General features: G+C 72.9%; 26 protein-coding genes and 1 pseudogene. 14 read left to right on the top strand and 13 right to left on the bottom strand.

The annotated features are described in order from the left end of the window. Positions 1-7 precede the first annotated feature (7 nt). The 3 genes from ACWDX6_RS05235 to ACWDX6_RS05225 are packed head-to-tail and all read left to right on the top strand — an operon-like array spanning position 8 to position 1,841. Entirely contained in the window at positions 8-967 is a 960-nt protein-coding gene (locus tag ACWDX6_RS05235) for an ATP-binding cassette domain-containing protein (RefSeq protein WP_451483583.1), read from the top strand. Continuing rightward, the gene (locus ACWDX6_RS05230; RefSeq protein WP_451483582.1) at positions 964-1,614 is read left to right on the top strand and encodes an ABC transporter; all 651 of its coding nucleotides are present in this window, start codon (positions 964-966) and stop codon (positions 1,612-1,614) included. The genes ACWDX6_RS05235 and ACWDX6_RS05230 overlap by 4 nt, the downstream gene beginning before the upstream one ends. A 14-nt stretch (positions 1,615-1,628) precedes the next feature. Continuing rightward, the gene (locus ACWDX6_RS05225) at positions 1,629-1,841 is read left to right on the top strand and encodes a hypothetical protein (protein ID WP_451483581.1); all 213 of its coding nucleotides are present in this window, start codon (positions 1,629-1,631) and stop codon (positions 1,839-1,841) included. A 116-nt stretch (positions 1,842-1,957) separates the two neighbouring features. On the opposite strand, the gene ACWDX6_RS05220 is transcribed toward ACWDX6_RS05225, so the two are convergent. The 5 genes from ACWDX6_RS05220 to zapE all read right to left on the bottom strand — a co-directional run bounded on the left by ACWDX6_RS05220 (position 1,958) and on the right by zapE (position 6,766). Beyond that, positions 1,958-2,419, bottom strand: a complete 462-nt coding sequence (locus ACWDX6_RS05220; protein WP_451483685.1) for a GNAT family N-acetyltransferase — start codon at positions 2,417-2,419, stop codon at positions 1,958-1,960. 167 nt (positions 2,420-2,586) lie between these two features. Then, positions 2,587-3,432 carry a polysaccharide deacetylase family protein gene (locus ACWDX6_RS05215; RefSeq protein WP_451483684.1) on the bottom strand — a complete coding sequence of 282 codons (846 nt, stop codon included), beginning with the start codon at positions 3,430-3,432 and terminating at the stop codon, positions 2,587-2,589. A gap of 146 nt (positions 3,433-3,578) precedes the next feature. Continuing rightward, a complete protein-coding gene (locus ACWDX6_RS05210; RefSeq protein WP_451483580.1) occupies positions 3,579-4,964 on the bottom strand; it encodes an alkaline phosphatase PhoX in 1,386 nt (461 codons plus the stop codon). A gap of 235 nt (positions 4,965-5,199) precedes the next feature. After that, positions 5,200-5,628, bottom strand: a complete 429-nt coding sequence (locus ACWDX6_RS05205) for an OsmC family protein (RefSeq protein ID WP_451483579.1) — start codon at positions 5,626-5,628, stop codon at positions 5,200-5,202. Positions 5,629-5,662: 34 nt separating this feature from the next. Continuing rightward, complete coding sequence (gene zapE, locus ACWDX6_RS05200; RefSeq protein WP_451483578.1) at positions 5,663-6,766, bottom strand: cell division protein ZapE; 1,104 nt, start codon at positions 6,764-6,766, stop codon at positions 5,663-5,665. A gap of 36 nt (positions 6,767-6,802) precedes the next feature. Between zapE and ACWDX6_RS05195 the strand changes: the two genes are divergently transcribed. The 4 genes from ACWDX6_RS05195 (at position 6,803) to msrB (ending at position 10,242) form a co-directional block, all read left to right on the top strand. Next, positions 6,803-7,576, top strand: a complete 774-nt coding sequence (locus ACWDX6_RS05195; RefSeq protein ID WP_451483577.1) for a pyrimidine reductase family protein — start codon at positions 6,803-6,805, stop codon at positions 7,574-7,576. Positions 7,577-7,682: 106 nt separating this feature from the next. Then, positions 7,683-8,168, top strand: coding sequence for an indole-3-glycerol phosphate synthase (locus tag ACWDX6_RS05190; protein ID WP_451483576.1), 486 nt, complete (start codon positions 7,683-7,685; stop codon positions 8,166-8,168). Positions 8,169-8,417: 249 nt separating this feature from the next. Continuing rightward, a complete protein-coding gene (murC, locus tag ACWDX6_RS05185; RefSeq protein ID WP_451483575.1) occupies positions 8,418-9,824 on the top strand; it encodes a UDP-N-acetylmuramate--L-alanine ligase in 1,407 nt (468 codons plus the stop codon). Positions 9,825-9,834: 10 nt separating this feature from the next. Then, on the top strand, positions 9,835-10,242 hold the full coding sequence (msrB, locus tag ACWDX6_RS05180) for a peptide-methionine (R)-S-oxide reductase MsrB (RefSeq protein WP_451483574.1): 408 nt from the start codon (positions 9,835-9,837) through the stop codon (positions 10,240-10,242). Here msrB and ACWDX6_RS05175 read toward each other — a convergent pair. The 4 genes from ACWDX6_RS05175 to ACWDX6_RS05160 form a co-directional block, all read right to left on the bottom strand. After that, positions 10,202-10,594: a hypothetical protein gene (locus tag ACWDX6_RS05175; protein ID WP_451483573.1), complete on the bottom strand. Its 393-nt coding sequence runs from the start codon at positions 10,592-10,594 to the stop codon at positions 10,202-10,204. The two genes, msrB and ACWDX6_RS05175, sit on opposite strands and share 41 nt — an antisense overlap. Before the next feature lie 6 nt (positions 10,595-10,600). Continuing rightward, positions 10,601-11,056 carry a hypothetical protein gene (locus ACWDX6_RS05170; RefSeq protein ID WP_451483572.1) on the bottom strand — a complete coding sequence of 152 codons (456 nt, stop codon included), beginning with the start codon at positions 11,054-11,056 and terminating at the stop codon, positions 10,601-10,603. Between the two features lie 125 nt (positions 11,057-11,181). Next, positions 11,182-11,427: a DUF397 domain-containing protein gene (locus tag ACWDX6_RS05165; protein WP_451483571.1), complete on the bottom strand. Its 246-nt coding sequence runs from the start codon at positions 11,425-11,427 to the stop codon at positions 11,182-11,184. Next, the gene (locus ACWDX6_RS05160) at positions 11,424-12,257 is read right to left on the bottom strand and encodes a helix-turn-helix domain-containing protein (protein ID WP_451483570.1); all 834 of its coding nucleotides are present in this window, start codon (positions 12,255-12,257) and stop codon (positions 11,424-11,426) included. Before ACWDX6_RS05160 ends, ACWDX6_RS05165 begins: the two co-directional genes overlap by 4 nt. A gap of 145 nt (positions 12,258-12,402) precedes the next feature. On the opposite strand from ACWDX6_RS05160, the gene ACWDX6_RS05155 reads away from it, so the two are divergent. Together ACWDX6_RS05155 and ACWDX6_RS05150 are read left to right on the top strand one after the other, a co-directional pair. Continuing rightward, the gene (locus tag ACWDX6_RS05155) at positions 12,403-12,864 is read left to right on the top strand and encodes an ATP-binding protein (protein WP_451483569.1); all 462 of its coding nucleotides are present in this window, start codon (positions 12,403-12,405) and stop codon (positions 12,862-12,864) included. 43 nt (positions 12,865-12,907) lie between these two features. Continuing rightward, positions 12,908-13,542 (top strand): annotated as a pseudogene (locus ACWDX6_RS05150) (nucleoside/nucleotide kinase family protein). On the opposite strand, the gene ACWDX6_RS05145 reads toward ACWDX6_RS05150, so the two are convergent. Next, on the bottom strand, positions 13,539-14,297 hold the full coding sequence (locus ACWDX6_RS05145) for a CTP synthase C-terminal region-related (seleno)protein (protein WP_451483568.1): 759 nt from the start codon (positions 14,295-14,297) through the stop codon (positions 13,539-13,541). The pseudogene ACWDX6_RS05150 and the gene ACWDX6_RS05145 overlap by 4 nt on opposite strands. Before the next feature lie 77 nt (positions 14,298-14,374). Here ACWDX6_RS05145 and ACWDX6_RS05140 point away from each other — a divergent pair, with 77 nt between their 5' ends. From ACWDX6_RS05140 to ACWDX6_RS05130, 3 genes are all read left to right on the top strand, one after another. Beyond that, on the top strand, positions 14,375-15,247 hold the full coding sequence (locus tag ACWDX6_RS05140; protein WP_451483567.1) for a LysR family transcriptional regulator: 873 nt from the start codon (positions 14,375-14,377) through the stop codon (positions 15,245-15,247). 77 nt (positions 15,248-15,324) lie between these two features. Next, positions 15,325-16,296: a hypothetical protein gene (locus ACWDX6_RS05135; RefSeq protein WP_451483566.1), complete on the top strand. Its 972-nt coding sequence runs from the start codon at positions 15,325-15,327 to the stop codon at positions 16,294-16,296. A gap of 56 nt (positions 16,297-16,352) precedes the next feature. Continuing rightward, complete coding sequence (locus ACWDX6_RS05130) at positions 16,353-17,486, top strand: M24 family metallopeptidase (RefSeq protein ID WP_451483565.1); 1,134 nt, start codon at positions 16,353-16,355, stop codon at positions 17,484-17,486. Between the two features lie 55 nt (positions 17,487-17,541). Here ACWDX6_RS05130 and treZ read toward each other — a convergent pair whose 3' ends face one another. Together treZ and ACWDX6_RS05120 are read right to left on the bottom strand one after the other, a co-directional pair. Beyond that, positions 17,542-19,293 carry a malto-oligosyltrehalose trehalohydrolase gene (gene treZ / locus ACWDX6_RS05125; RefSeq protein ID WP_451483564.1) on the bottom strand — a complete coding sequence of 584 codons (1,752 nt, stop codon included), beginning with the start codon at positions 19,291-19,293 and terminating at the stop codon, positions 17,542-17,544. Between the two features lie 51 nt (positions 19,294-19,344). Then, a complete protein-coding gene (locus tag ACWDX6_RS05120; RefSeq protein ID WP_451483563.1) occupies positions 19,345-20,301 on the bottom strand; it encodes a GNAT family N-acetyltransferase in 957 nt (318 codons plus the stop codon). A gap of 188 nt (positions 20,302-20,489) precedes the next feature. Between ACWDX6_RS05120 and ACWDX6_RS05115 the strand changes: the two genes are divergently transcribed. Next, complete coding sequence (locus tag ACWDX6_RS05115) at positions 20,490-21,038, top strand: FHA domain-containing protein (protein ID WP_451483562.1); 549 nt, start codon at positions 20,490-20,492, stop codon at positions 21,036-21,038. A 250-nt stretch (positions 21,039-21,288) separates the two neighbouring features. Here ACWDX6_RS05115 and ACWDX6_RS05110 read toward each other — a convergent pair whose 3' ends face one another. Further along, on the bottom strand, positions 21,289-24,099 hold the full coding sequence (locus tag ACWDX6_RS05110; protein ID WP_451483561.1) for an FG-GAP-like repeat-containing protein: 2,811 nt from the start codon (positions 24,097-24,099) through the stop codon (positions 21,289-21,291). Positions 24,100-24,336: 237 nt separating this feature from the next. Between ACWDX6_RS05110 and ACWDX6_RS05105 the strand changes: the two genes are divergently transcribed. Continuing rightward, positions 24,337-25,389, top strand: coding sequence for a cytochrome P450 (locus ACWDX6_RS05105; RefSeq protein WP_451483560.1), 1,053 nt, complete (start codon positions 24,337-24,339; stop codon positions 25,387-25,389). The last annotated feature ends 35 nt before the right edge of the window (positions 25,390-25,424 follow it).

The raw sequence follows: 25,424 nt of genomic DNA, 5'->3' as shown, positions 1-25,424 counted from the left end.
GGAGCGCGTGGGGCGCCGTTACGGCTTGCGCGGACCGTGGGTCCTGCGCGGGGTGGACCTCACGCTGCCCGCCGGCGCCCTCGTCCGGATCACCGGCACCAACGGCACCGGCAAGTCGACGCTGCTGCGCCTGATCGCGGGCATCGACGCCCCCTCGGAGGGCCGGATTCGGGGACGGCCGCCGCGCACGGCGTACGTCCCCGAACGCTTCCCGGCCGCCCTGCCGTTCACCGCGCGCGGCTATCTCGTCCACCTCGGGCGCGTCCAGGGGCTCGGCCGGGCGCAGGCGGCGGCGAGGGCGGGGGAGTGGCTGGACCGGTTCACGGCGGGAGGCTTCGCGGACACCCCGCTCGCCGAACTCTCCAAGGGCACCAGCCAGAAGGTCGCCGTCGCCCAGGCACTGCTCGCGGAGCCGGGGGTGCTCGTCCTGGACGAGGCGTGGACCGGCCTGGACGCGGGGGCCCGGCGGGAACTCGACCACGCGGTCCGCGCCCGCGTCGCGGCCGGTGGGACGGTGGTCTTCGTCGACCACGACCCGCGCCGGCTCGCGGGGGAGGCCGACGCGGTCCACGCGGTGGAGGCGGGCGCGGTACGCCGGGCCGCCCAGGACGGGGAACCGCGGCGCGGACCGGCGCGGGGTTCCGTGCCGGGGGCGGTGCCCGGTTCCACGCCGGTGCCCGGCCTCGTTCCCGCGCCCGACTCCACGTCGGTGTCCCACCCGGGGCCGGTGCCGTGCTCCGGGCCGGGAGCGGCCGACGGCGAGCCGAGCCGGGTGCGGATCGTGGCCTCCGGCGGCGGAACGCTGCCCGAGGGGCTCCCGGGGGCGCCCGCGTACGCCCCCGGGCCCGACGCCACCACCGTCCTCACCGTCGACGCGGCGCACTCCGACGCGCTGCTCCGTGAGCTGCTGACCGCCCGCCCGGCCTGGCACATCCACCAGCTCAGTACCGAAGGCGTACGGGTATGACCGCACTGCTCCGCTACCACACCGCCCTGCTTCTGCGGTCCCAGCGCTGGCTCGCGCCCTTCCTCCTCTACGCCGCGTACCTCGCTGTGGGCGTCCGCGCGGGGGAGCCCGTGCTCGGCACCCTCGGCTACGCGACCGCCGGGCTGCTCCCCGTGACCGCGTGGGTCGTACGGATCTGCCTCGGCCAGGAGCCGGCCGCGGCCCGGAGCGTGGTGGCGGCCGCAGCGGGCCGGGAGCGGGCGCATCTCGCGGCGGTGCTGGCCGGCCTGGGGTGCGCGGCGCTCGTCGGCACGGTCGCCGCCCTCGGGGTGACCGCGATCAGCGACCTGCGCCGGGTCGACCCGTTCGCCGCCGGTGCCGCCGGGCTCCTCGCGACGGCCGTCTGCGTCCTGACCGGCACGGCCGTGGGCACCCTCTCCGCCCGGCCGTTCCTGTCCGCCCGTGGCCCTTCCCTCGCGGCCCTCGTCCTCGGCTCCCTGCTCGCCCTGGTGGCCGGCGGCTCCCCGGCGAAGGCCGTCATGACGGGCCTGGTCACCGGCGACCGCACCGCGACCGTCCCGCTGCCCTGGTTCGCCCTGGCCGGTGCCCTGCTGGTGGCGGCCGGTGCCGTGGCCCTGGCGTGCCGGACCACGGCCTGGCGGGAGTGAGTACCCTCGAAGACATGGACGCAAGGGACGCTGGGGACGTGAACACCCCTCACCGCGAGCCCACGAGCCACGCGACGGCGCCGGCCGCGGACACGGCGGCCGACGAGCCGTACGCCATGTGCGTGCTGTGCGGGGAGCCGACCGAGTACCCCGAGTCGACGAAGGGCATCACCCTCTGCCCGGTCTGCGAATGGCGCGAGGCGGAACGCACCGCCTGCTCCGGCTAGGGTCGGCGCCGTCACGGGCCGGAGCGAACGAGGCTCGTGATCCACGCGCCCAGGGGCGCGCGGCGGGTCCGGCCGTGGCGGACGACGCCCTCACCAGGGTCGTCGACGGCGCCGTGTCACGAGGCCGCGGCGTAACAGTGGACGGCGACCAGCTGGGACGGGCTCCAGCGTTGCTCGACCGTGGCCAGCCGTTCCCAGCCCAGCCGCTCGTACAGGGCGGCCGCGGCGGTATCGGACGCCACGACGTCGAGCACCGGGTGCAGGCCACGCCTCCGTGCCTCCTCCACGGCGCGGCCGATCAGCAGGGCGCCGATCCCGTGCCCCCTGGCCCGCGGGGCGACGAACAGCCGGCTGACCACCGCGGTCCGCTCCTCGCCCGTCCCGTTCCGCTCGCTCCACAGGCCGGGGGCCATGTCTCCTCGGCCGCTGCGGGACAAGCCGACATGGCCGACGACAGGGCCGCCGAGTCCGGCGACCCAGGCCCCCAGCAGGGAAGCGGGGGACAGCCACCCATCAGGCTGGTCCGGCCAGTTCACCGGGTAACCGTCATGGTGGTGGACCTCCGCGAGCACCCTCACACACTCCGCGAGGTCGTCGCCGGTCCTCCGTCGGACGCAGCCGGCCGGCCGCTCCCCAGCAGCCCCGAAGCTCTCGATGTTCACTCCGGCAGGGAAGCACAGGCTCCGGAGGGTCCACCAGTCACTTTCCCCACAGGCCCCGGCCCGCGGGCTCCCGCCTCGGGGTGTCAGGGGGTGGCCATCAGCTCGGAGACCTTGACGAAGCGGTAGCCCCTGGCCCGCAGCTCGGGGACGATCCGGCGGATCGCCTGTTCCGTGACGGGCGCCGCGCTGCGGGTGCAGTGCATGACCACGAGCGAGCCGGGCTTCACCCCGTCCAGGACCTGCCGGGCGACGGCGTCGCCGTCCTTGGCGAACGCGTCGCCGCTGACCACGTCCCACTGCACCGCCGTGACCCGGGCGGGTGCCAGGGCGTGCAGCGCCTCGTCGTCGTAGCAGCCGCCGGGAAAGCGGAAGTACGGCACGACATTGCGCGCCCCGGCCTTGCGGAAGGCGTCGAAGGCCCGCCGTACGTCGGCGGCCATGTCCTTCTTCGGCACCGTCGGAAGGCCGTAGCAGGGGGAGGCGAAGGAGTAGTGGCTGTAGGAGTGGTTGGCGATCTCGAATCGGGGGTCGTTGCCGATCGAGCGCGCCTGGTCGGGGTACTCCTCCGCCCAGCGGCCCGTCATGAAGACGGTGGAGTCGACCCCGAGCCGGCGCAGCGTCTCGATCAGCGCCGGGTTGTCGAACCGCTCCCCGGCGGCCGCGCGCGCTCCCTGGTCGGCCGTCATGTCGGCGTCGAAGGTGAGCGCCACGACCTTCTCCCGGCCCGTGGTCCGGTGCGTGTACACGGGTGTGAGCCCACCGGGCCCCGGCGCCATGGTGGGCGGCGCCTTGCGCACGGTCGCCGGCCCGGGGGCGGCGGAGGCGGAGGCCGTCGCCCGTGCGGTGGTGCCGGAGGTGGGAGTCGCCGTGCCGGCCGTACCCCCGCCGCAGCCGACGAGAACGGCACCCAATAGAGCAAGCGCCGACATTCTTCGTACAGAAATGGTCACTCAGGGAAATTAACTGATTATTCGGCAAACAACCGCTTCCGGCACTCGGAGGCGTCGAAGTCGCCCGTCGGGGCGGATGGTCCCCGGGTGGGGGCCGGGGCCATCCACCCCACTCCCTCAGCGGGTCAGCGCCATGGTCCGGTCACCGCGAACGTCGTGCCGGGGGTGTAGCAGTTGAGGTACATGGTCCGCCGGTCGGGGGAGAACGTGACGCCCGCGAACTCGCCCCACTCCGGGGCCTGCGGAGTGCCGATGTTCCGCGCGTTGCGGGCCACGGCGTACACCTCGCCGCGCCGGGTCACGCCGTAGACGTGCTGGGCGCCGTCGCCGTCCTCGCAGACCATCAGCCCGCCGCTGGGCGCCAGGCAGATGTTGTCCGGGGACTCGCCGGGCAGCTGGATGTCCGTGCTCGGCCCGAAGACGACGACCAGCGTGAGCCGGCGGTGGTCCGGCTCGTACTTCCACACCTGGCCGAAGTGGGTCGCCGCCGAGCCGTCCTTGGTGCGGGCGAAGCTGGAGACGAAGTACACCGAGCGTCCGCCCCAGTAGCAGCCCTCCAGCTTCTGCGCGTGCGTGATCCCCTTGGGGCCGAAGTCCTGGAGGCGGATGGGGGTCTCGGCCGCCTGCGGGTCAGGTACGGGGACCCACTCGACGCCGTCGAAGCTCGCGCCCGTCTCCTGGATCACGGAGAGGTCCGGGACTCCGGGGACGCGCATGGCCTCCAGCGCTCCGCCGGCGCGCAGCGAGCCGGTGCCGCCCAGCGGCTTGCGGGGGAGGAAGCGGTAGAAGAGCCCGAAGGGATGCTGGAAGGCGTCCTCCGTCTCGTACACGATCCCGCTGCGCGGATCGACGGCGATCGCCTCGTGCTGGAAACGGCCCATCGCGGTGAGGGGTACGGCTCCGGTGCGGTGGGGGTTCGCGCCGTCGACCTCGAAGATGAAGCCGTGGTCCTTGGTGTAGCCGTTGGTGCCGGCCTTGTCCTCGGTCTCCTCGCAGGTGAGCCAGGTGCCCCACGGGGTCGGCCCGCCCGCGCAGTTGACCGCGGTGCCGGCGATGGCGACGTACTCGTCGCGGACGTCGTCGCGGCCGTCGAGCTCCAGCGCCGTACAGCCGCCCTTGGCCGCGGGGTCGTAGGTCAGGCCCTCGACGGTCGGGACGCCGATGCGGCCGGTGGCCCGGTTCTCGTGGTTGCGGACGAGGTACACGCGACCGCGCCGGCCGGCGAAGGCGCCCATGCCGTCGTGGTTGCTGGGGACGAGCCCCTGCTCCGAGCGGAGCCGGTCGCCCTCCCGGGACAGGACCTTGTAGCGGAAGCCCCGGGGAAGATCGAGGAGCCCGGCCGGGTCGGGGACGAGGGGGCCGTAACCGGTCGTGTCGCCGGCGGCCGTGGCGCTGCCGGCGAAGAGTTCGGAGAGGGCGCCGGCGAAGGCTATGCCGGCGACGGACGCGCCGGTGCGGGAAAGTATCTGACGTCGTGTTGCGGACAGCTCTACGGACAGCTCTGGGGACATGAGGCGACCACTGCTTCCCGTTGGCGGACAGGATGTGACGTGGCACACGTGACGTGTGACCCGCATGTGTGTATCACGCACTGTGGTGACACGTGAACCATGCGGGCCACAACGGCCTCAAGTGACGAACGGCCAGACGTTGTTCAGCGGTCGGACCGTTCCCGCCGTGAGACGAGCTCGACGGTCGGACGAGCTCGACGGTCGGACGAGCTCGGCGGTCGGACGAGTCCGACGGTCAGACGAGTTCGGCGGTCAGCGTGATCGTCGTTCCCGTGAGCGCCTGGCTGACGGGGCAGTTCTTCTTGGCCTCCTCGGCCAGGGCCTTGAACTCGTCCGCGTCCAGGCCGGAGACCTCGCCGCGCACCGTCAGGTGGATGCCGGTGATGCCCTCGCCGGGCTGGAACGTGACGTCGGCCTTGGTCTCCAGCCGGGTCGGAGCGTTGCCGGCCTTGGCCAGGCCGTTGGAGAACGCCATGTTGAAGCAGGCGGAATGCGCGGCGGCGATCAGCTCCTCGGGGCTGGTCCTGCCGTTCGCCGCCTCGTCGGTGCGAGCCGGCCAGGACACCGGGTACGAGCCGAGGCCGGAGGAGTCGAGCGTGACGACCCCGCTGCCCTTGAGGAGGTCGCCCTCCCAGACGGCGTGCGCGGAACGGGTTGCGGCCATGGTGAATCCCTTTCGATCGGGTATGGACCCCAACCTACTGCCCCACCAGACCCTTTGCGTCGCGGGCGAGCGCGGTGAGCCGGGAGATCGCCCGGAAGTACTTCTTCCGGTACCCGCCCTTCAGCATCTCTTCACTGAACAGCCGGTCGAAGGGCAGCCCGGAGGCGAGCACCGGGACCTCCCGGTCGTACAGCCGGTCGGCGAGGACCACCAGCCGCAGCGCCGTCGACTGGTCCGGGACGGGGGACACGTCGGTGAGGCAGACCGCGCTCAGGCCGTCGGTGAGGGCGCCGTACCGGCTGGGGTGGACCTTGGCCAGGTGGTCGAGGAGGTGCGGGAAGTCGTCGAGCGAGGCGCCGGGGGTCGCGTACGCCGCCTTCGCCACCTGCTCGTCGGAGAACGGGGCGGGCGCCTCGGGCAGCCCGCGGTGGCGGTAGTCCTCACCGTCGATCCGCAGCGGCCGGAAGTGGGCGGACAGGCCCTGGATCTCGCGCAGGAAGTCGGCGGCGGCGAACCGGCCCTCGCCCAGCTTGCCCGGCAGCGTGTTGGAGGTGGCGGCCAGCGCCACACCCTCCTCGACGAGCCTGCTGAGCAGGGAGGAGACGAGAACGGTGTCGCCCGGGTCGTCCAGCTCGAATTCGTCGATGCACAGCAGCCGGTGCCCGCTGAGGGTCTTCACGGTCTGCTGGAAGCCGAGCGCGCCGACCAGGTTGGTCAGCTCCACGAAGGTGCCGAAGGCCTTGAGGGCGGGCTCGGCGGGAGTGGCGTGCCAGAGGGAGGCGAGCAGGTGGGTCTTGCCGACGCCGTAGCCGCCGTCCAGATAGACACCGCGCGGCCCGGCGGGGGCGGCGTTCCTCGGCGTCCTCGAGAACCAGCGGCCGAGGACCGGACGCTTGCCGGAGCCGCTGGCGTGGGCGCCGCCGAGCCCCTCGGCGAAGGAGCTCAGGGCCTTGACGGCGTCGGTCTGGCTCGGCTGGTTCGGGTCGGGGATGTACGTGTCGAAGCGCACGGAGTCGAACCGCGGCGGCGGCACCATCTCCGCGACGAGACGGTCGGCGGGGACATGCGGCTCTCGGGAGCAGAGCGAGAGCGGGGCCGCTTCGGTGGAAGCCGCTTCGGGGAGGGCAGGGGTCGACACAGTTCCCCACTGTAAGCGCCGTGTCAGACTGCGAGGATGCGACGCCTGTTCCCTGTGACGGACATGACAGCAGCCGATGCCACGGCCGGGGACCGGGAGTGGTCCCTCGACGAGCTCGCCGACGCCTATGCGTACCCCGAGGGCGACGGCGTGTGGCTGCGGGCCAACATGGTCTCCTCCCTCGACGGCGCCGGCCAGCACGACGGCCGGTCCCAGCCCCTCTCCTCCGACAGCGACATGCGGATCTTCGGGACGCTCCGCGGACTGGCCGACGTGGTGGTCGTGGGGGCGGAGACGGTACGTCTGGAGGGGTACCGCCCCGCCCGGGCCCGGGCGGCCTTCGCCGAGCGCCGCGCCGCCGCCGGGCAGGGGCCCGCGCCGGTGATCGCCGTGGTCACCGCCTCCCTGAACCTCGACTTCTCACTGCCGCTGTTCACCGAGCCGCTGGTACCGACCCTGATCCTGACCGGGGCGGCCGCCGCGCCCGAGCGGGTGAGCGCCGCCGGGACGGCGGGCGCGGAGGTGGTGATCGCGGGCGACGGGCCCGGGGTGGACCCGGCCCGCGCCGTGGCCGCGCTCGCCGAGCGCGGCCTGCGGCGGCAGCTGACCGAAGGAGGGCCGCGGCTGCTGGGCCAGTTCGTGGCGGCGGACGTGCTCGACGAGCTGTGTCTGACGGTCTCGCCGACGATGACGGCCGGGGACGCGCAGCGGATCGCGGGAGGCCCCTCGGTGGCCGTCCCCAAGCGCTTCGCCCTGGCGTCGTTGCTGGAGGAGGCCGGGTTCCTCTTCACCCGCTACCGTCGGATCTGACACGTACCGGAATTTGCCGTTCCGGTTAGCTTCCGCTGGGCACACTTACTCTCGCAGACCCCGTGCGGGCACGGGGAAGGATGGTTTCCGCAGAAGGGCTCCTGAGGTGTTCACAAGCGTTTTGATGATCGAGAAGCCCCTGACGTCCGTCGACGTGGAATTCGTCACCACCCTGCACGGCGACGAGGGGGTGTCCTTCATCGTGCTGATGCAGCCGCGCGGTGACCAGGCCGATGTCCTGCTGCGTGCCATCGACGACGTCGCCCTGGGCGACCTGAAGGAAGCCGCCCGCGAGGCGGACGAACCGGAGGGGAAGGCGGCCAGGCCCCTCGCGGAGCGGGCGCTGGAGCACTCCCTCCAGGCGCTTCGGAACGCCGGCTGCGAGGCGGTCGGCCAAGTGGTGGAGGACCATCCGATCGACAAGATGAAGGCCGTGGTGGAGGAATCGAACGCGGACGAGGTGATCGTGCTGACGGCCCCGCACTACGTGGAGGAGTTCTTCCACCGGGACTGGGCCTCCCGGGCGCGCCACAAGGTCGGCGTACCGGTCCTCAAGCTCTTCGCGCACAGCGAGGAGCCGGAGGAGGAGTGACCGGGCCCGCGGTGGGCCGCGCCACGGTGGACGCCAGGAGTGACCGGGCCCGCGGTGAGCCGCGCCATGGTGGACGCCAGGAGTGACGGGGCTCGCGGTGGGCTGCCCCGCGCGGGGCGCCCGGGAGTGACCCTCTCCGTGCAGGCCGCCCCGGCCAGCGCGCCCGCCTAGTGCGGGGCGCCCGGGGCGGCCCACGCGAGCCACTAGGCTGGGCACCTCCTGTACGCCGCACTCCGGGGAGAGATCCGCATGGCATCCGCCATCCCTGCCGCCGCCGTCCCTGCCACCATGGAGCGGCCGCACTTCATCGGCATCGGCGGTGCCGGAATGTCGGGCATCGCGAAGATCCTCGCCCAGCGCGGCGCGAAGGTCGCCGGCAGCGACGCCAAGGAGTCCGCGACCGCCGAGGCGCTGCGCGCGCTGGGCGTCACCGTCCATATCGGGCACGCCGCCGCCCACCTCGCAGACGACGCCTCCGCCGTCGTCGTCTCCAGCGCCATCCGCGCCGACAACCCCGAACTGGTCCGCGCCGCCGAGCTCGGCATCCCCGTCGTCCACCGCTCCGACGCCCTCGCCTCCCTCATGGACGGCCTGCGCGCGATCGCGGTCGCCGGTACGCACGGCAAGACCACGACCACCTCGATGCTGGCCGTCGCCCTGACCGAGCTGGGTCTTGACCCCTCGTACGCCATCGGCGGCGACCTCGCGGGCCCCGGCACCAACGCGCGCCACGGCGCGGGCGAGGTCTTCGTCGCCGAGGCCGACGAGAGCGACCGCAGCTTCCAGAAGTACGACCCCGAGGTCGCCATCGTCCTCAACGTCGAGCTGGACCACCACGCGAACTACGCGTCGATGGACGAGATCTACGAGTCCTTCGAGGCGTTCACCGCCAAGATCCGCCCCGGCGGCACCCTGGTCGTCGGCGAGCACTCCGGCGCCCGCGAACTGGCCGCCCGGGTCGCGGGCCGCGCGGGCCTGAACGTGGTCACGGTCGGCGAAGCCGAGGGTTCCGACGCCTGGATCCGCTCGATCACCCCGCACGGCATGACCAGCGAGGTCGTCGTCGTCCTCGACGGCACCGAGCACACCTTCACCGTCTCGGTCCCCGGCCGCCACTACGCCCACAACGCCGCCGCGGCCCTCGCCGCCGGCGCCCGCGTCAGCATCGACCCCGCCGAGCTGGCGCAGGCCCTCACCGCGTACACCGGTGTCGGCCGCCGCCTCCAGCTCAAGGGCGAGGCGGCGGGCGTCCAGGTCATCGACTCGTACGCGCACCACCCCACCGAGATGACCGCCGACCTGGAGGCCATGCGTGGCGCCGCCGGGGGCCGGCGCCTGCTGGTGGTCTTCCAGCCGCACCTCTTCTCCCGCACCCAGGAGCTGGGCAAGGAGATGGGCGACGCCCTGGCCCTCGCCGACGCCTCGGTCGTCCTCGACATCTACCCGGCCCGCGAGGACCCGATCCCCGGCATCACGAGCGACCTGATCATCACAGCGGCTCGCGCGGCGGGCGCCGATGTGACGGCCGTCCACGACAAGGGAGCCGTCCCGGACGTGATCGCGGGAATGGCCAAGCCCGGCGATCTCGTTCTGACCATGGGTGCGGGAGACGTCACGGACCTGGGCCCGCGGATCCTGGACCACCTGTCGAGCTGAGGAGCGAGTGATGTCGTACGACGTCGAGAAGCCGGACGAGCAGTGGCGCGCGGAGCTGACCCCGGCGGAGTACCAGGTACTGCGCCAGGCCGGCACGGAGCCGGCCTTCCGGGGTGAGTACACCGACACCACGACCAAGGGCGTCTACTCCTGCCGGGCGTGCGGCGCGGAGCTCTTCACCTCGACGGAGAAGTTCGAGTCCCACTGCGGATGGCCGTCCTTCTACGACCCCAAGGACTCCGACGCCGTCGAACTGATCGAGGACCGGTCCCACGGCATGGTCCGCACCGAGGTCCGCTGCGCCCGCTGCGGCTCGCACCTCGGCCACGTCTTCGAGGGCGAGGGCTACCCGACCCCGACGGACCAGCGCTACTGCATCAACTCGATCTCGCTGCGCCTGACACCGACCGAGGACTGACCTCGGGCGGTGGCCGCGCCGCCGTCAGAGCGCGGGGGCGAGAAGCGTCAGGCGCAGGATCGCGGCGCAGGCCAGGGCTGCGGGGATCGCGAACCACCATCTCCGCAGCCACTCGGCTTTCACGAACCACAGCGTCAGCCTCGGAGAGGGCGTCGGCGAGGCTCTTGCTCTCGCCGAGGCGCTTGACGTAGAGATCGCGGGCCTCACTCTGCCATTCCACCTTCGCCGCCTTGCGGAAGGCGTCGTCCGTGGACTCGATCAGCGTGTGGAGGCGGCGGAACTCCATGGCGTTGCGGTCGATGAGATGAGGGTTGGCGTCTTCGAGGAACGCGACGTCGGCGCGATAGGCCATCGCCGGTCACCTGTCCTTGGCGGGGACGTAGCGTCCGTGGTCGAGCAGGGAGTTCATACGGCCCTGGATGTCCTGATCGACCTTGGTGTAGTCGTTGCCCGAGGACTTGAGCCTGGTGGACAGGCTCGCGAGCAGTGCGACCATGTCGTTGTACTGATCCTTGGCGAACCGGGCGAAGGTGTCGACGTTCGCGGCGACATCGGCGTGGGCGCGAGGCACACGGGCCTGCGTCGCGTTCTCGCCGTCCATGCGGCCCTCGTAGAGCAGCCCCGCGATCTCCATCAGCAGATGCGAACTTCCGTTGATGGAAGCGGCGTTCGCGGAGAACCCCTCCCCGTTCGCCCCCGCCCCGCCGCCCCCATGGTCGCCGCCCCCGGGTGCCTTGTTGAGCCGCATCGGTGCGGAATTCAGCTTGGCTGCGGAAGCAGCTTTGAGCTGCCCCCATTCCTCGTCGAATGACACGTGTCCGTCTCCCCCGTGAGCGGCCTGGCGTCGCTGGCGCACCGCTGTGCGCCCTCTCCACGGTGCCACAAGCCCGACCCCGCAAGGGAGTTGACTCCGTGCGGGGGTCGGAGGGAGCCGAAGGGTCAGACCCGGGAGGCGTACGTGACGAAGTCGCCCCAGGCGGTGGGGGAGAGGGCGAGCTGGGGGCCCTCGGTGCGCTTGGAGTCGCGGACGTGGACCGTGGTGGGGCAGGTGGCGACCTCGACGCAATCGCCGCTGCCGCCGCTGCTGTAGCTGGACTTGTGCCAGGAGAGGGCGACTTCGACGCAGTCGCCGCTACCGCTGCTGCTGTAGCTGCTCTTGAACCAGGCCAGTTCTGTGGTGCTCATACCGCTCCTCGCATCTGCCGCAACAGGCTCAGGGAGTCTTCCAGCGTAAGAGCCTGTGAGCGCATCCTGGCATACCGTGTCTGGAGGATGCTGACGACTTTGCTGTCGGCGATGAACTGGCCGCTCTCCTGTCCCTCGCAGTAGGCGAACCACCTGTTGTCCGGGGTCTCCAGGAGCTGCATGGGCCCGTCGAGGCCCGCGTGGTGGCCCCGCGCCTTCGGCATGATCTGGATCTCGACGTTGCGGTGGGCGTCGAGTTCGAGGATGTGGTCGAGTTGCAGCCGCATGGTCTCCGCCCCGCCCGTCGGGCGTTCCAGCACATGCTGCTCCACGATGAAGCTGTACGCCGTGTTCGGCCGCTCCGTCAGCAGCCGTTTCCGTTCGAGCCGGGCCGCCAGCTGCGCCTCGATCTGGTCGTCCCCGAGCGGTGGGCGCTGCTCCCTGAACAGTTCCCGCGCGTACGCCTCCGTCTGCAGCAGCCCCGGGACCAGCCGGTTCTCGTACGTGTAGAGGTTCAGCGCGTCCAGCTCCAGCCGCGCCCAGTGGCGGAACCAGCTCGCGATGCCCGGCTGCCGGGAGACGTGCTTCGCCGCCGCCCGGATCACCCCGAACGCGTCGAGCGCCTCCTCCGCCCGGTCCACGAAGTCCGCCGGCGGGAACCGCCGGCCCTGTTCGATCGAGGCCACCGTCGGTACCGAGTACCGCACCAGTGGCGCGAAGTCCTCCTGCGTGATGCGGGCCCGTTTGCGGAAGGTCTTGACCACCTCTCCGAACGTCTTCAAGCTGTCCGATGTCTCCGGCTCTCCGCCGCCCGGAATCCCGTCCGTCATCCCGTACACCTCCCGTGCCCCGCACCCCAACCCGCCCATGGTCACGGCCCGTTACGGATACTGTCCACCCTCCGAACCCGTACGCTCACCCAGCGTACGGGTTTCTGACCTGGCAACCCGCCCGGCCAGGCGCCACATTGGGCCCATGACGTCCCCCCTGACCCGGGAAGAACCCGTCACCGTACGTGTGTTCACCCAGCGCTTCAGCTCCACTCCGCGCGGCGCCCGACTCGCCCGGCATCTCGCGCTGCACCAGCTCGACCGCTGGGGCGTTCCCCACGGCTCGACCGCCTCCGACACCGTCGCGCTGCTCGTCGCCGAGCTCGCCGCCAACGCCGTCACGCACGGCCGCGTGCCCGGGCGCGACTTCGAGCTGACGCTCTCGTACACGCCCGGGACGCTTCTCCGGGTCGATGTCGCCGACACCCGAACAGAGTGCCGTCCGCCGGGGCCCGGCGCGCCCGTCGTGGCACGGCCCCTCGACGACTCGGGGCGCGGGCTGCTGATCGTCGAAGCGCTGGCCTCGCGCTGGGCGGTGCTCGATCGCGTACCCGTCGGGAAGACCGTGCGGGCGGAGCTGGACCTTCGGGCGCCGGTGGCCGACTGAGCGGGTCCCGGCGGTTGTCCTACAAGCGGCGACCGGTGGGAAGATGCCCCGCATGGACGCCCAGCAGCTCGCCGAGCTCACCGACCGCGCGCGGCGGCTCGCCGTGCCCGGGGGCGGCGGATCCTGGGGATCGCGGGGCCGCCCGGGGCCGGGAAGTCCACGCTGGCCGCGCGGCTCGTCGCCCGGCTCGACGGGCTCGCCGTGCTCGTTCCGATGGACGGGTTCCATCTGGCCCAGGGGGAGCTCGACCGGCTGGGCCGCGCCGAGCGGAAGGGGGCACCGGACACCTTCGACGCCGCCGGGTACGCGGCCCTCCTCGCCCGCCTGAAAGCCCCCGAGCCCGGCACGACCGTCTACGCCCCCGCCTTCGACCGGGCCCTGGAAGAGCCCGTCGCCGGGGCGGTACCGGTCGCCCCCGACGTACCCCTCGTCGTCACGGAGGGGAACTACCTGCTGCACGACGAAGGGGCGTGGGCCTCCGTCCTGCCGCTCCTCGACGAAGCCTGGTTCCTGGACCTGGACGACCGGCGGCGGGTGACCCGGCTCGTCGAGCGCCATGTCCGTTTCGGGAAGGACCGGGACCACGCCGAGCGCTGGGTCCGTGACTCCGACGAGGCCAACGCCCGGCTCGTGGCCCGGGGCCGTGACCGCGCCCACCTCGTCGTGCGGATGACCTAACGCGCCCTGACCGTCGCCCTGACCGTCGCCCTGTCCGTCACGTCGTCCGTCGCCTTGTCCGCCGCCGCCCGCGCCAGGGCCCGCACGATCGGGTGCGGGCGCGTCCCGTCCCCGGCCAGCTCCGGCTGGAAGAGCGTGGCCATGAAGAAAGGGTGCCCGGGCAGCTCGGCGATCCTGACCTGCCCGTCCTCGTCCTCGCCCGTGAACCGCAGGCCATGCTCCCGCAGCGCCTCCAGATGGCGGCCGTCCGGGCCGTAGGCGCAGTGGTACCGCTCCGTCGTCCGTTCGGCACCGAGCACCGACTCGGCCAGCGAGCCCGGCGCGACCCGCACCGCCCCTTCGTGCCCGACCAGCGAACAGGCCAGCGGGGCGATCAGCAGATCGTCCGCGTCCGCGCCCGGGTCGTTCTCCGCGTGCGCGAGGCGGCCCAGACCGCAGACGTCGCGGGCGAACTCGAGGAGCGCGTGCTGGAACCCGCCGCAGGTGCCGAGGAACGGGATCCCGTCCTCACGCGCGGTGCGGATCGCCGCCAGCGCTCCCTCCTCGCTCACGTACGGGCTCCCCGGCAGCACCCACACCGCGTCGAAACCCTTCACCGCGCCGGGCGCCGTCGCGTCCTCGGTCGGGATCCAGTACGCGTCGAGGACCAGGCCGTCACGCTCCGCCAGCGCGTCGAGCAGCGCCGGGACACGGACATGGGACATCACATGAGGGGAACGGTCGCCGACCAGGGCGACCCGAGGGGTCTTCGTCATGCCCACCATGCTGCGCGGGCCCGGTCCTTCACGTCCAACGATGATTCGCGCACTCCCCATCGTGAACACTTATGGCCATGGACCCGCACCTCCTGCGTACGTACGTCACCGTCGCCCGGCTCGCCTCCTTCTCCGAGGCCGCCCGCGCACTCGGCTACACCCAGTCCGCCGTCTCCCAGCACATCGCCGCCCTGGAGAACGACCTCGGCGTGCCGCTCCTCGGCCGCCGCCCCGTCCTCCCCACCCCGGCCGGCGAACGGCTCCTCGAACACGCCACGTCCCTCCTCCTGCGGATCGACGCCGCCCGCGCCGATCTCACGCGGTTCACCGAGGCGCCCCGCCAGGAGCTGACCCTCGCAGCCTCCCCGCTCGCCCTGCGTCCGCGTACCCTCGCCGCCCTGCCCGCCGCGGGCGTGACCCTGCGGATCCTGCCCCGGGACGCGGTCCCGGCCGCCGTCGCCACCGGCGAGGCCGATCTCGGCCTGGCCGACGGACTCGCCGCCCCCAGCGACCCGTTGCGGCTCCCGGACGTCGCCCCGCTCACCGCCGTGCGGGTGGGCGAGGAGCCGCTCGCCGTCCTCCTGCCCGACGACCACCCCTTTGCCCGACGCACCGGACTGCGCCTCGCCGACCTCGCCGACGCCCGCTGGCTCGACGCCCCCGACTCCGGGTTCCCCCTCGACCGGTTGCGCGCCGCGCACGGCGGACCCGCCGGCCAGGGCTTCCGTACCGCGCTGCGTCAGGAGGGAACCGACGTCCGCACCCTCGCCGGCCTCGCCGCCGCCGGGCACGGCCTGACCCTGCTGCCCGCCTCCGCCGCCCACGGGCACCCCGGCACCGTCGCCGTGCCCCTGACCGCTCCCCGGCTCGTCCACCGCACCGAACTCCTCCACACCCGCACCCAACCGGACGGCCCGGCCGCCGAGTTGGCCCGCCGACTGCCCGCCTGATCGACAAGACACCCCCTAGGCTTGACCGGACGGCAACCGACCGCACGGAACGGCAACGGCAACGGAAGGCGGCGCACGTGGGTTTGTTCCGGCGAGGGCCCAGGCGGGACGGCGACGACGCCCCCAGGGACCCCGAGTTCACGTACTTCTCCGAGCGCGAGGCCGCCCTCTTCCGCGGCCAGGTCCGCGAGGCGTTCGCGGAGCTCGGGCTCGAAGTCGCCGTCTACGCCGACCTGGTGAGCGACGACAGCGGACGGCAGTTCGGGCTCGGCAACCTGGCGGCCGTCTGCCACAACGACCGGCGCGGGCCGCGCGCCTGGCCGGAGATCGTCCGCCGCCACGTCAGTCTCGTCCTGCGCACCTTGGACGGCCCCTCCGCGCTCGACACCCTCCTGCCCGAGCAGATCCGCGCCCAGCTCTACCCCCGGGTGGTCAGCGGAGAGGGCATCGACCCCGCGAGCTTCGGCTACGCCAGGACCGTCGCGCCGGGACTGTACGAGGTCCTCGCCCTCGACCTGCCCGAAAGCGTCATGATGCTCACCGACCAGGCCCTGGAGCCACTGGGCGACCTCCAGCACCTGCGCGACCGGGCGATGGGCAATCTGCGCGGACTGCCCGTCGAGGCGCACGAGACGGTACGGGACGCCGACGGCATGTGCTTCGAGGTGCTCCTCGGCGACTCCTTCTACACCGCGAGCCGCGTCCTCGACCTGGACGCGGTCGTCCAGCGCGTCACCGGCCGGCCGCTGACCGAGCACGGTGCCCTGGTCGCCATGCCGTTCCGCCACCAGCTCGCCTTCCACCCGATCCGCGACACCACGATCGTCGCCGCGCTCGGCGCGATGGCCTCCTTCGCCGCCTCCGGGTACGAGGACACCCCCGGTGCCATCAGCCCGTACGTCTTCTGGTGGCGCGGCGGCACGCTCACGCAGCTCAGCGAACGGGACGGGGACGGCGGCGACCTGCGCATCGTCGTCGGCGACGACTTCCAGGAGCTCCTGGAACAGCTCATCACCCAAGGCCCCGGCCCGGGCCAGGACAGGTGCTGAACGGTCGCGTCCGCTCGGAGCGCCGGGCAGGATGCTGTACGTCGAGGAGGAGCCCCATGTCCGTCACCGCGCCACCCGCCCCCTTCACCGCCGACGACTACCGCGCCCGGATGACCCGCGCCGCCGACGCGGCGGCCGACGCCGGACTCGCCGGCATCCTCGTCGCCCCGGGCCCGGACATGGTCCATCTGACCGGCTACCGGCCGACCGCGAGCACCGAACGGCTCACCGTCCTGGTCCTGGCCGCCGGCCGGGACCCCGTGCTCGTGGTGCCGACCCTGGAAGCGCCCGACGCCGCCAAGGCCCCGGGCGCCCCGGCGCTGACGCTCCGGGACTGGACCGACGGCAAGGACCCGTACGCCGTCACCGCTCCCCTCCTCGACGCCGAAGGCCGCTTCGCGGTCAGCGACAACGCCTGGGCCATGCACCTCCTCGGTCTCCAGCAGGCGCTGCCCTCCACCTCGTACGTCGCGCTCACCGAAGCGCTGCCGATGCTGCGGGCCGTCAAGGACGCCCGCGAACTGGAGCGGATCGCGGCCGCCGGCGCCGCCGCCGACCAGGCGTACGAAGAGATCCTCACCGTCCGCTTCGCCGGGCGCCGCGAGACCGACGTCGCCGCCGACCTCGCCGCGCTCCTCCTGCGGTTCGGCCACTCCCAGGTCGACTTCACCGTCGTCGGCTCCGGGCCCAACGGTGCCGACCCGCACCACGAGGCGGGGGAGCGGGTCATCGAGCGCGGCGACATGGTGGTCCTCGACTTCGGCGGCCTCAAGCACGGCTACGGCTCCGACACCACCCGTACGGTGCACGTCGGCGAACCGACCGCCGAGGAGCGGCGCGTCCACGACCTCGTCCGCGCGGCGCAGCAGGCCGGTTTCGAGGCCGTCCGGCCGGGCGTGGCCTGCCAGGAGGTGGACCGCGCGGCGCGCAGGGTGATCGCGGACGCGGGCTACGGCGAGTACTTCATCCACCGCACCGGCCACGGCATCGGCGTCACCACCCACGAGCCGCCGTACATGATCGAGGGCGAGGAGCGGCCGATCCTCCCCGGCATGTGCTTCTCCATCGAGCCGGGCGTCTATCTCCCGGGCCGCTTCGGCGTCCGTATCGAGGACATCGTGACGGCCACGGAGGAGGGCTCGGGGCGGCGCTTCAACAACACCTCGCGCGAGATGGCGATCGTGGAGTAGCGGCCGCGAGGCCGGTGACGCGACCCGCCGACGGGCCGCGTACGCACGGCCCGGCTCAGCCGTCGCTGAGGATCACCGCGGACTCCGCCGGCAGCCGCAGCGCCCCGTCCCGCCCCGGCGCCTCGACCGGCTCCCAGGCCGCGACGACCCGGTCGCGGCCGTTCGACCCGAGCGGGATCTCCGCCGGCTCCTTGCCCAGGTTGACCGCGACGCGCAGCACCCCGCGGCGGAACGCCAGCCAGCGGGCGTCCTCGTCGAAGGCCACCCGCACCGCCGCCAGATCGGGGTCGGTGAGGTCGGGCAGGGTGCGGCGGAGCGCGATCAGCTCGCGGTGCCAGGCGAGGATCCGGTTGTGCGGGGCCCGTTCGCGTTCCGAGCGGTCCAGGACCGACCGGTCCCGGGTCGCCGGATCCTGCGGGTCGGGGATGTCCTCCTCCGCCCAGCCGTGTTCCGCGAACTCCCGCCGCCGCCCGCGGCGTACCGCCTCGGCCAGCTCCGGATCGGTGTGATCGGTGAAGTACTGCCAGGGGCTGCTCGCGCCCCACTCCTCGCCCATGAAGAGCATGGGCACCGAGGGGCCGGTGAGGACCAGAGCCGCCGCACAGGCCAGCAGGCCGGGGGAGAGCGTCGCCGAGAGCCGGTCGCCGGTCGCCCGGTTGCCGATCTGGTCATGGGTCTGGGCGTAGCCGAGGAAGCGGTGGGCGGGCGTGCGGGCCCGGTCCACCGGCCGCCCGTGGCAGCGGCCCCGGAAACTCGAGTACGTACCGTCGTGGAAGAAGACGCGGGTGAGGGTCTTGGCGAGCGCGGCCAGCGGGGCGCGCGCGAAGTCGGCGTAGTAGCCCTGGGACTCCCCGGTCAGCGCCGTGTGCAGGGCGTGGTGGAAGTCGTCGTTCCACTGGGCGTGGACGCCGATGCCGCCCATGGTGCGCGGCGTGGTGGTGCGCGGATCGGCGAGGTCCGACTCGGCGATCAGGAAGTGCTGGCGGCCCTGCTCCCGTGCCAGCTCGTCCACGGCCTCCGACAGCTCCTCCAGGAACGTCAGCGCCCGGGTGTCCGCAAGGGCGTGCACGGCGTCGAGGCGGAGGCCGTCGATCCGGTAGTCCCGCAGCCAGGCCAGCGCGCTGCCGAGGAGATACGCGCGGACCTCGTCCGAGCCCGGCGCGTCCAGGTTCACGGCGGCGCCCCACGGCGTGTGGTGGGTGTCCGTGAAGTACGGCCCGAACGACGGCAGATGGTTGCCCGACGGGCCGAGATGGTTGTGGACCACGTCCAGGACCACACCCATCCCGAGCCCGTGCGCCGTGTCGACGAAGCGCTTGAGCGCCGCCGGTCCGCCGTACGGCTCGTGCACCGCCCACGGGGAGACGCCGTCGTACCCCCATCCCCACTTCCCCGGGAAGGGACACAGCGGCATCAGCTCCACATGGGTGATGCCGAGCCCCGCCAGCTCCCCGAGCCGCTCCGCCGCCGCGTCCAGGGTTCCGTCGCGGGTGAAGGTCCCGACGTGCAGCTCGTACAGGACTCCGGCGCGCAGCCGCAGGCGCGGAGGTTCGTTGAACCAGACGAACGCGTCGTGGTCGACGACCGCGCTGAGGCCGTCCGGTCCGTCGGGCTGGCGGCGGGAGCGCGGGTCGGGCAGCACCGGCCCGCCGTCGAGGGAGTAGCCGTAGCGGTCGCCGTCGGCGGCCGGTGCCACCCCCGTCCACCAGCCGGCCCGCTCGGCATCCCGCTCCAGCGGGTGCTCGGCGCCGTTCAGCTCCAGCGTCACCCGGTCACGGGCCTGTGGAGCCCACACCTCGAACAGCACTGGCCGATCCCCTCGTCGACGGACCAACGACTACCGGGACCATCCTGGCAGTCAGGAGTCGGTGGCGCCCGGCGCGTCCCACACGAAATTGATCGCCCGCTCGAAGGTGATGTAACCCGCCCGGGCGAACGCGTTCGCCATCGGGACGTTGGCCAGGTCCGTCGCCGCCCGGATACGCGGCACGTTCTCACCGGCCAGGATGCGGGTGCCCTCGCCCAGGATGTCGTCGATGTAGCCCTTGCCGCGGTGCGCGGGGAGCACACCGATGTAGGCGATGGTGTGGTGGTAGTTGTTCCGCGCCGCGATCACGAAGCCGACCGGCTCACCGGTCTGCGGAAGCCGGGCGACCCGCCACCACCCGCGGGGCGAGGTGTAGTGCGGGAACTCCTCGTCGTAGTGCTTCTCCGCCGCCTCGCGGGCCGAGAGGCCGGACGCCAGATCGGCCTGACCGTGGGCGTCGAGCGTTCCCTCCAGCACGGGGGTCATCAGCGCCACGAGGTCCTCGCGGTCCTTCACCGGACGGAACTCCAGGCGCCCCTTCGGCTCCGGTACGGGGGTCCCGGGCCGCCACTCCAGACGCAGCCGCTCGACCAGCGGCCGGGCTCCGGCGCGCTCCAGGACGCCGAACAGCGTTTCGAGCCGGTCGCGGGTCTCGGGGACCTCGTGCCAGTCCGGCGGCAGGAACCGGCCGTACTCGGGGCGCGGCGCGCCCGCCGGCACGACGGCCGCGGTCGCCGTCTCGAGCAGCCGCAGGCCGATGTCGGAGCGTTCCTCGGCGGGCAGCTCGGGATCGAGGTCGAAGAAGTCGAGGGCGAGCGGCTCGCCGCCCTCCTTCTTCGTCCACCAGGCGATCCTGGCCAGGACCCGGTCGCCGCGCAGGGCCACCCACATCCAGCCGGGTATGCGGCGGCCGGTGGCCAGGTCGTCCTCGAGTTCGTGGTCGAGGACGTAGCTGAGACGGCAGAACAGCTCCAGCTCCTCCGGCCCGGAGAGCGGGCGCACGGTCACGCCGTCGGTGGTGCGAGAAGGCGTGTGAGGAGTGGTGTGAGAAGCGGCGTGAGAAGACGCGGTCACGTCTGGTTTCCCCCTGGGAGTCGAGTGCGGGGACCGTAGCAGCGATCTCGGTGAGGGCGGTACGGCTTTGTCGTGCGGGACCGTTCTGGACACCTCGGGGCCCTCGGCCCGACAATCACGATGTGACGTCACCTTTCGAGTTCTCCACGCACTCCGCTCGGCTCTCCGACGCCGAGCGGGACCGTGCGCTGGTGCTGCTCCGGGAGGGTGCCGCGCAGGGCCGGCTCTCGCACGACACCTTCCTGTTCCGGATGGAGCGGGCGCTCGCCGCCCGCCGGCCCGACGAACTCGCCCTGCTGACCGCCGATCTGCGGACCGAGTCCACCTGGACCCGGCGTGTGGTGGGCGCGGTCGAGAAGATGTCCGCGTTCACGGCCAAGGTCGGGCGGGCCTGGCAGGCCGAGCGGCTGCCGAAGCTGCTGCTGCCCGCGCCCGGCCCGCACCCGCTGCGGATCGGCCGCGACCCGGCGAACGGCCTGAGGCTCAGCCACGAGACGGTCTCCCGACTGCACGCCGAACTCTCCCTCCAGGGCGGCCTCTGGGTGCTGCGCGACCTCGGTTCGACCAACGGCACGACCGTCAACGGGCGCCGGGTGACCGGAGCCGTGGTGGTCCGGGCCGGCGACCTGGTCGAGTTCGGCCAGATGTCGTTCCGGCTCTCCCTGCGCTGAACCCCCGGCGCTGCTCGGGGCGTTCCCCTACGGGTGGGGGTAACCCCCCTGCGGTGCGAATCCCGGTCCTGCTCGCCCGTGCCCGCCTTCGCGGGCGCGGTCGGCCGGGCACGGGAGGTGCCCCCACGCCTGCGTTGGCCGAAAGCCCAAGTAGCTCCGCTACGAGGGCTTCCGGCCGCCTTGCGATCGCACGCACCGGACGCCGCGGACCCCGCCCTCCGGGCGGACGGCGATACTTTCCGGACACTCCCTAGGGGGTTCCCCAGCCCAGGTCGACGGCGGTGCGGGCCCCGAGGCCGCCGGTTGCCGTGCCGGGGTAGAGGTGGGCGGTGCCGTCGTTCAGGATGGCCATGAGGTCGGGTAGGCCGTCGTCGGTGAGGTCGCCGGTGCCGGTCATGGCCTGGACGCCGCCCCAGCCGGTCGAGAGCTGGGCGCGGGGGCCGAGGCCGGTGTCGGTGCCGGGGTAGAGCCACAACTGGCCGTCGCTGTCGACCGCGAGGACGTCGGGTCGGCCGTCGGTGTTCAGGTCGCCGGCCCCTGTCAGGAGGCGGATGGTGTTCCAGCCCGTGCCGATCTGCCGGCGTGTGCCGAGGCCGCCGGGCTTGCCGGGGTAGAGGTGGGCGGTGCCGTCCTTCCAGACGGCCATGAGGTCGGGCAGGCCGTCGCCGGTGAGGTCGCCGGTGCCGGTCATGGCGCGCACATCACCCCAGCCGGTCGAGAGCTGGACGCGGGGGCCGAGCCCGCCCTCGGTGCCGGGGTACAGCCACAACTGGCCGCCGCTGTCGACCGCGAGCATGTCAGGTCGGGCGTCGGCGTTCAGGTCCCCGATGGCCGACAGCAGCGGCATCGAATCCCAGCCCGTCCCGATCGACGTGCGGATGCCGAGGGCGCTCACCGCACCGGGGTAGAGCCACAACTTCCCGTTCCCGTCGACCGCGAGGACGTCGGGACGGCCGTCGGTGTTCAGGTCGCCGGCCCCTGTCAGGAGGCGCGTCGTGTTCCAGCCGGTTCCGATCTGCCGGCGTGTGCCGAGGCCGCCGGTTGCCGTGCCGGGGTAGAGGTGGGCGGTGCCGTCGTTCAGGATGGCCATGAGGTCGGGCCGGCCGTCGTCGGTGAGGTCGCCGGTGCCGGTCATGGCCTGGACGCCGCCCCAGCCGGTCGAGAGCTGGGCGCGCGCGCCGAGGCCGGTGTCGGTGCCGGGGTAGAGCCACAACTGGCCGTCGCTGTCGACCGCGAGGACGTCGGGTCGGCCGTCGGTGTTCAGGTCGCCGGCCCCTGTCAGGAGGCGGATGGTGTTCCAGCCCGTGCCGATCTGCCGGCGTGTGCCGAGGCCGCCGGGCTTGCCGGGGTAGAGGTGGGCGGTGCCGTCCTTCCAGACGGCCATGAGGTCGGGCAGGCCGTCGCCGGTGAGGTCGCCGGTGCCGGTCATGGCGCGCACATCACCCCAGCCGGTCGAGAGCTGGACGCGGGGGCCGAGCCCGCCCTCGGTGCCGGGGTACAGCCACAACTGGCCGCCGCTGTCGACCGCGAGCATGTCAGGTCGGGCGTCGGCGTTCAGGTCCCCGATGCCCGACAGCAGCGGCATCGAATCCCAGCCCGTCCCGATCGACGTACGGATGCCGAGGGTGCTCACCGCACCGGGGTACAGAACCAGGTTCCCGTTCCCCGCACCGCCGGCCGTCGAGGCGTGCGGGCGGACGGCGAGCAGGTCGGGCCGGCCGTCGCCCGTGAGGTCGCCCCAGGTGCCGCTGAGGGACCGCAGCGGCAGCTCCGGCTTGGGCCAACGGATGTGGAACACCGTACGGTCGCCCGGAAACTCGTTGATCGTCCACAGCTCGTCGGTCGCGGGCCAGTAGGAGACGTTCTCGTTGTTGATGCCCGTACGGGTCCACAGGCGCACCGGCTCCCCGGGCCACGCGTGGTAGAGGCAGCTCGGGATGTTGCTTCCGCCCGCCACGAACTCCGGGCACGGGGCCGAGACGACGACCCGGCCCCGGTTCATGGCACCGCCCTGGGCGCCGCCGATCGTGGAGCGGAAGGCGTCCACCGGGCGGACGATCCCCGTCTGCCCCTCCGTCTTCGGCAGGCCGGTGTCGCGGTCGAGCGGCCACCGCACGATCTCTCCGGCATCGCCGAACGTCTGCTGCTCGCCGTCCTCCAGCGGGTTGCCCTCCGTGGTGACGAGGGCGGGTTCGCGACCGCTGTCGTCCAGGGAGACGCCCGTGAAACACGGAGGCATCGTGTCCTCCGGCGTGCTGTTGTACGTACCGCAGTTGCTCGGGTCCGCACGCAGGTTGTGGAAGCGGTCGACCTGGGGCAGCGCGTATTTGTGCCAGGCCGCGTAGTGCTTTCCGGCGGACGTACCGACCGTGCCCCCGCTCTCGTCCATCCGCCAGATCCTGGTGAGGTCGAAGACCGCCAGGCCGGCGCCGGTGGAGACGTAGAGGTAGTTCTTGTACCAGGTCACCGAGTGGGCGTGACCCGGCAGCGCCGCGAAGCCCGACGCGGTCGGCGTCACCAGCAGGGCGTGGCGGTAGCGCACCGCCGCGGGGTTGGTCACGTCGGCGAAGGTGACCCGCATCAGTTCGTCCGTGGCGTACGTCGGGTGTGCGTGGTCGCTGTGCCAGCTGGCGACGAGGACCCGGCGGCCGCCCGTGACACCCTCGTTCGCGGGGGATTCACCGGAGCCCGTGAGCCCCTGCGGCACGAACGCCATCTTGCTGTCGTCGCCCCACGTGTCGTCCCAGCAGAACCCCTGGGCGCCCGCGGCGTTGGTCGGATGGCACAGAGGCTTCGCAGCGGCGTTCAGATCGTAGGTCAGGATGTCCGACAGGCTGGCCTTCGGCATCCCGCCGACCTCGGCGGCGGTGATGTACTGCGCGAACCGGGTCTTCTGCTCCGGCGGCACAGGCCCGGACTCGGACTCGGTCGACGCCAGCTGCCGGCTCGGGTCCTCCCCCAGCTTGGTGATCGTGGCCGGGACCACCGATCCGTTCGGCACTGTGGCCGCGACGGCCGACTGCGGCACCAAGCCGACGGCCAGCAGCGCGGAGATCAGCACCCCTGCGACACGGGTGCTCCGCCCCCACCCCCTCATGTTCTCCCCCTACCGTTCACGCGACGTTGTATGCGACACGGAGCGCACTGTATCCCCCGGCACCGACAGCCCCGGCGAGTCACCCGTTCGGCCGTACGCGGACTGCGGCGGGCGTCGCGCGGTGGTGGGGTGGTGAGACGCGCGCGCCAGGACTGTTCCGGCCGCGGCAGCCACCCACAGCGGACCCACCGAGGGGGCGCGATGAGCGACAGGTCGAACCCGGCGATACGGCAGGACGGCTGGGCGAAGGTCCCGCCCATGGATCCCGCGCCCTCCCTCCCCGTCCGCGCCGCCGGGCGCGTCAGGGGCGAGGGACCCGCCGACACCGACCGTGTCCCCGCCCGCACCGTCGCCCCCAGCCCGCTCGACCCCGGCGCCACCCGGATCCCGCACCGCGTCCACCGCGTGCTGCGGGAGGAGTTCCCGCTCACCTTCGACCCGATGCTGCGGGCCTGGGTGCTCAGCCGGTACGCCGACGTCGCCGGCGCGCTCACCGACGCCCGGTTCACCCACGGCCACCGGCCCGGCGACCCGCCCTGCGCCCGCGGCCACGTCGACGTCGACGAGGCCGCGCTGCGGGCCGTCGCCGAACGCACCGCCCACCTCCTCGCCCGCCGTATCGCCGACCGGCGCCAGACCGATCTCGTCGCCGAGTACTGCCACTGGCTGCCCGCCGGAACCGTGGCCGCCGCCATCGGGGTGCCCTACCGCGACATGATGCGGCTGGTACGCGGCCGGGCCGCGTCCGCCCCGGCGGGCCGGTGCACCGCGCAGATCGCGATCCGCGAGAAGGCCCTGGCCTCCTTCCTCACCAACGTCCTGACCGACCCGGACCTGACCCACGCACTCCGCGACGCCCCCTCGGACCTGATCGCCCGTGCCTGGACCGAGTCGCTGCGCCGCGACCCGCCCGTGCAGATCGCCGTACGCCGAACCCGCGCCGAGGTACGGGTGAGCGGCGGCACCATCCCGGCGGGGGAGCCGGTCGCCCTCCTGATCGGCTCCGCCGGGCGCGACCCGGAACGCTTCCGCGTACCCGACCGCTACGACCCGCTGCGCGACGACCCCGGCCAGCTCACCTACGGCTCCGGCGCGTGCCCCGCCGTCCTGCTGGCCGGCTTCGAGGCGGAGTACGCCCTGCGGGCCCTGTTCGACGTGATGCCCCGTCTGCGGGTCGCCGACGGCTACCGCCCCGAGTACACGGGACTGATCACCCGCGGCCCCCGCAATCTCCTCGTCCGCCCCGGCGGCTGACCGCACCGCGGCGAGGGCGCAGAGCCGTGGCCCGG

The sequence above is a fragment of the Streptomyces sp. NPDC003027 genome (genome assembly GCF_053591435.1).
The sequence above is the reverse complement of the archived record's forward strand: the minus strand, read 5'-3'. Positions and strand labels throughout refer to the sequence as shown.

Excerpts from the sequence above, each read along its gene's own strand:
- ACWDX6_RS05230 (WP_451483582.1), top strand. The coding sequence starts at position 964 with ATGACCGCACTGCTCCGCTACCACACCGCCCTGCTTCTGCGGTCCCAG.
- ACWDX6_RS05225 (WP_451483581.1), top strand. The coding sequence starts at position 1,629 with ATGGACGCAAGGGACGCTGGGGACGTGAACACCCCTCACCGCGAGCCC.
- ACWDX6_RS05215 (WP_451483684.1), bottom strand. The coding sequence starts at position 3,432 with ATGTCGGCGCTTGCTCTATTGGGTGCCGTTCTCGTCGGCTGCGGCGGG.
- ACWDX6_RS05210 (WP_451483580.1), bottom strand. The coding sequence starts at position 4,964 with ATGTCCCCAGAGCTGTCCGTAGAGCTGTCCGCAACACGACGTCAGATA.
- ACWDX6_RS05205 (WP_451483579.1), bottom strand. The coding sequence starts at position 5,628 with ATGGCCGCAACCCGTTCCGCGCACGCCGTCTGGGAGGGCGACCTCCTC.
- ACWDX6_RS05195 (WP_451483577.1), top strand. The coding sequence starts at position 6,803 with ATGCGACGCCTGTTCCCTGTGACGGACATGACAGCAGCCGATGCCACG.
- murC (WP_451483575.1), top strand. The coding sequence starts at position 8,418 with ATGGCATCCGCCATCCCTGCCGCCGCCGTCCCTGCCACCATGGAGCGG.
- msrB (WP_451483574.1), top strand. The coding sequence starts at position 9,835 with ATGTCGTACGACGTCGAGAAGCCGGACGAGCAGTGGCGCGCGGAGCTG.
- ACWDX6_RS05175 (WP_451483573.1), bottom strand. The coding sequence starts at position 10,594 with ATGGCCTATCGCGCCGACGTCGCGTTCCTCGAAGACGCCAACCCTCAT.
- ACWDX6_RS05165 (WP_451483571.1), bottom strand. The coding sequence starts at position 11,427 with ATGAGCACCACAGAACTGGCCTGGTTCAAGAGCAGCTACAGCAGCAGC.
- ACWDX6_RS05160 (WP_451483570.1), bottom strand. The coding sequence starts at position 12,257 with ATGACGGACGGGATTCCGGGCGGCGGAGAGCCGGAGACATCGGACAGC.
- ACWDX6_RS05155 (WP_451483569.1), top strand. The coding sequence starts at position 12,403 with ATGACGTCCCCCCTGACCCGGGAAGAACCCGTCACCGTACGTGTGTTC.
- ACWDX6_RS05145 (WP_451483568.1), bottom strand. The coding sequence starts at position 14,297 with ATGACGAAGACCCCTCGGGTCGCCCTGGTCGGCGACCGTTCCCCTCAT.
- ACWDX6_RS05140 (WP_451483567.1), top strand. The coding sequence starts at position 14,375 with ATGGACCCGCACCTCCTGCGTACGTACGTCACCGTCGCCCGGCTCGCC.
- ACWDX6_RS05130 (WP_451483565.1), top strand. The coding sequence starts at position 16,353 with ATGTCCGTCACCGCGCCACCCGCCCCCTTCACCGCCGACGACTACCGC.
- ACWDX6_RS05105 (WP_451483560.1), top strand. The coding sequence starts at position 24,337 with ATGAGCGACAGGTCGAACCCGGCGATACGGCAGGACGGCTGGGCGAAG.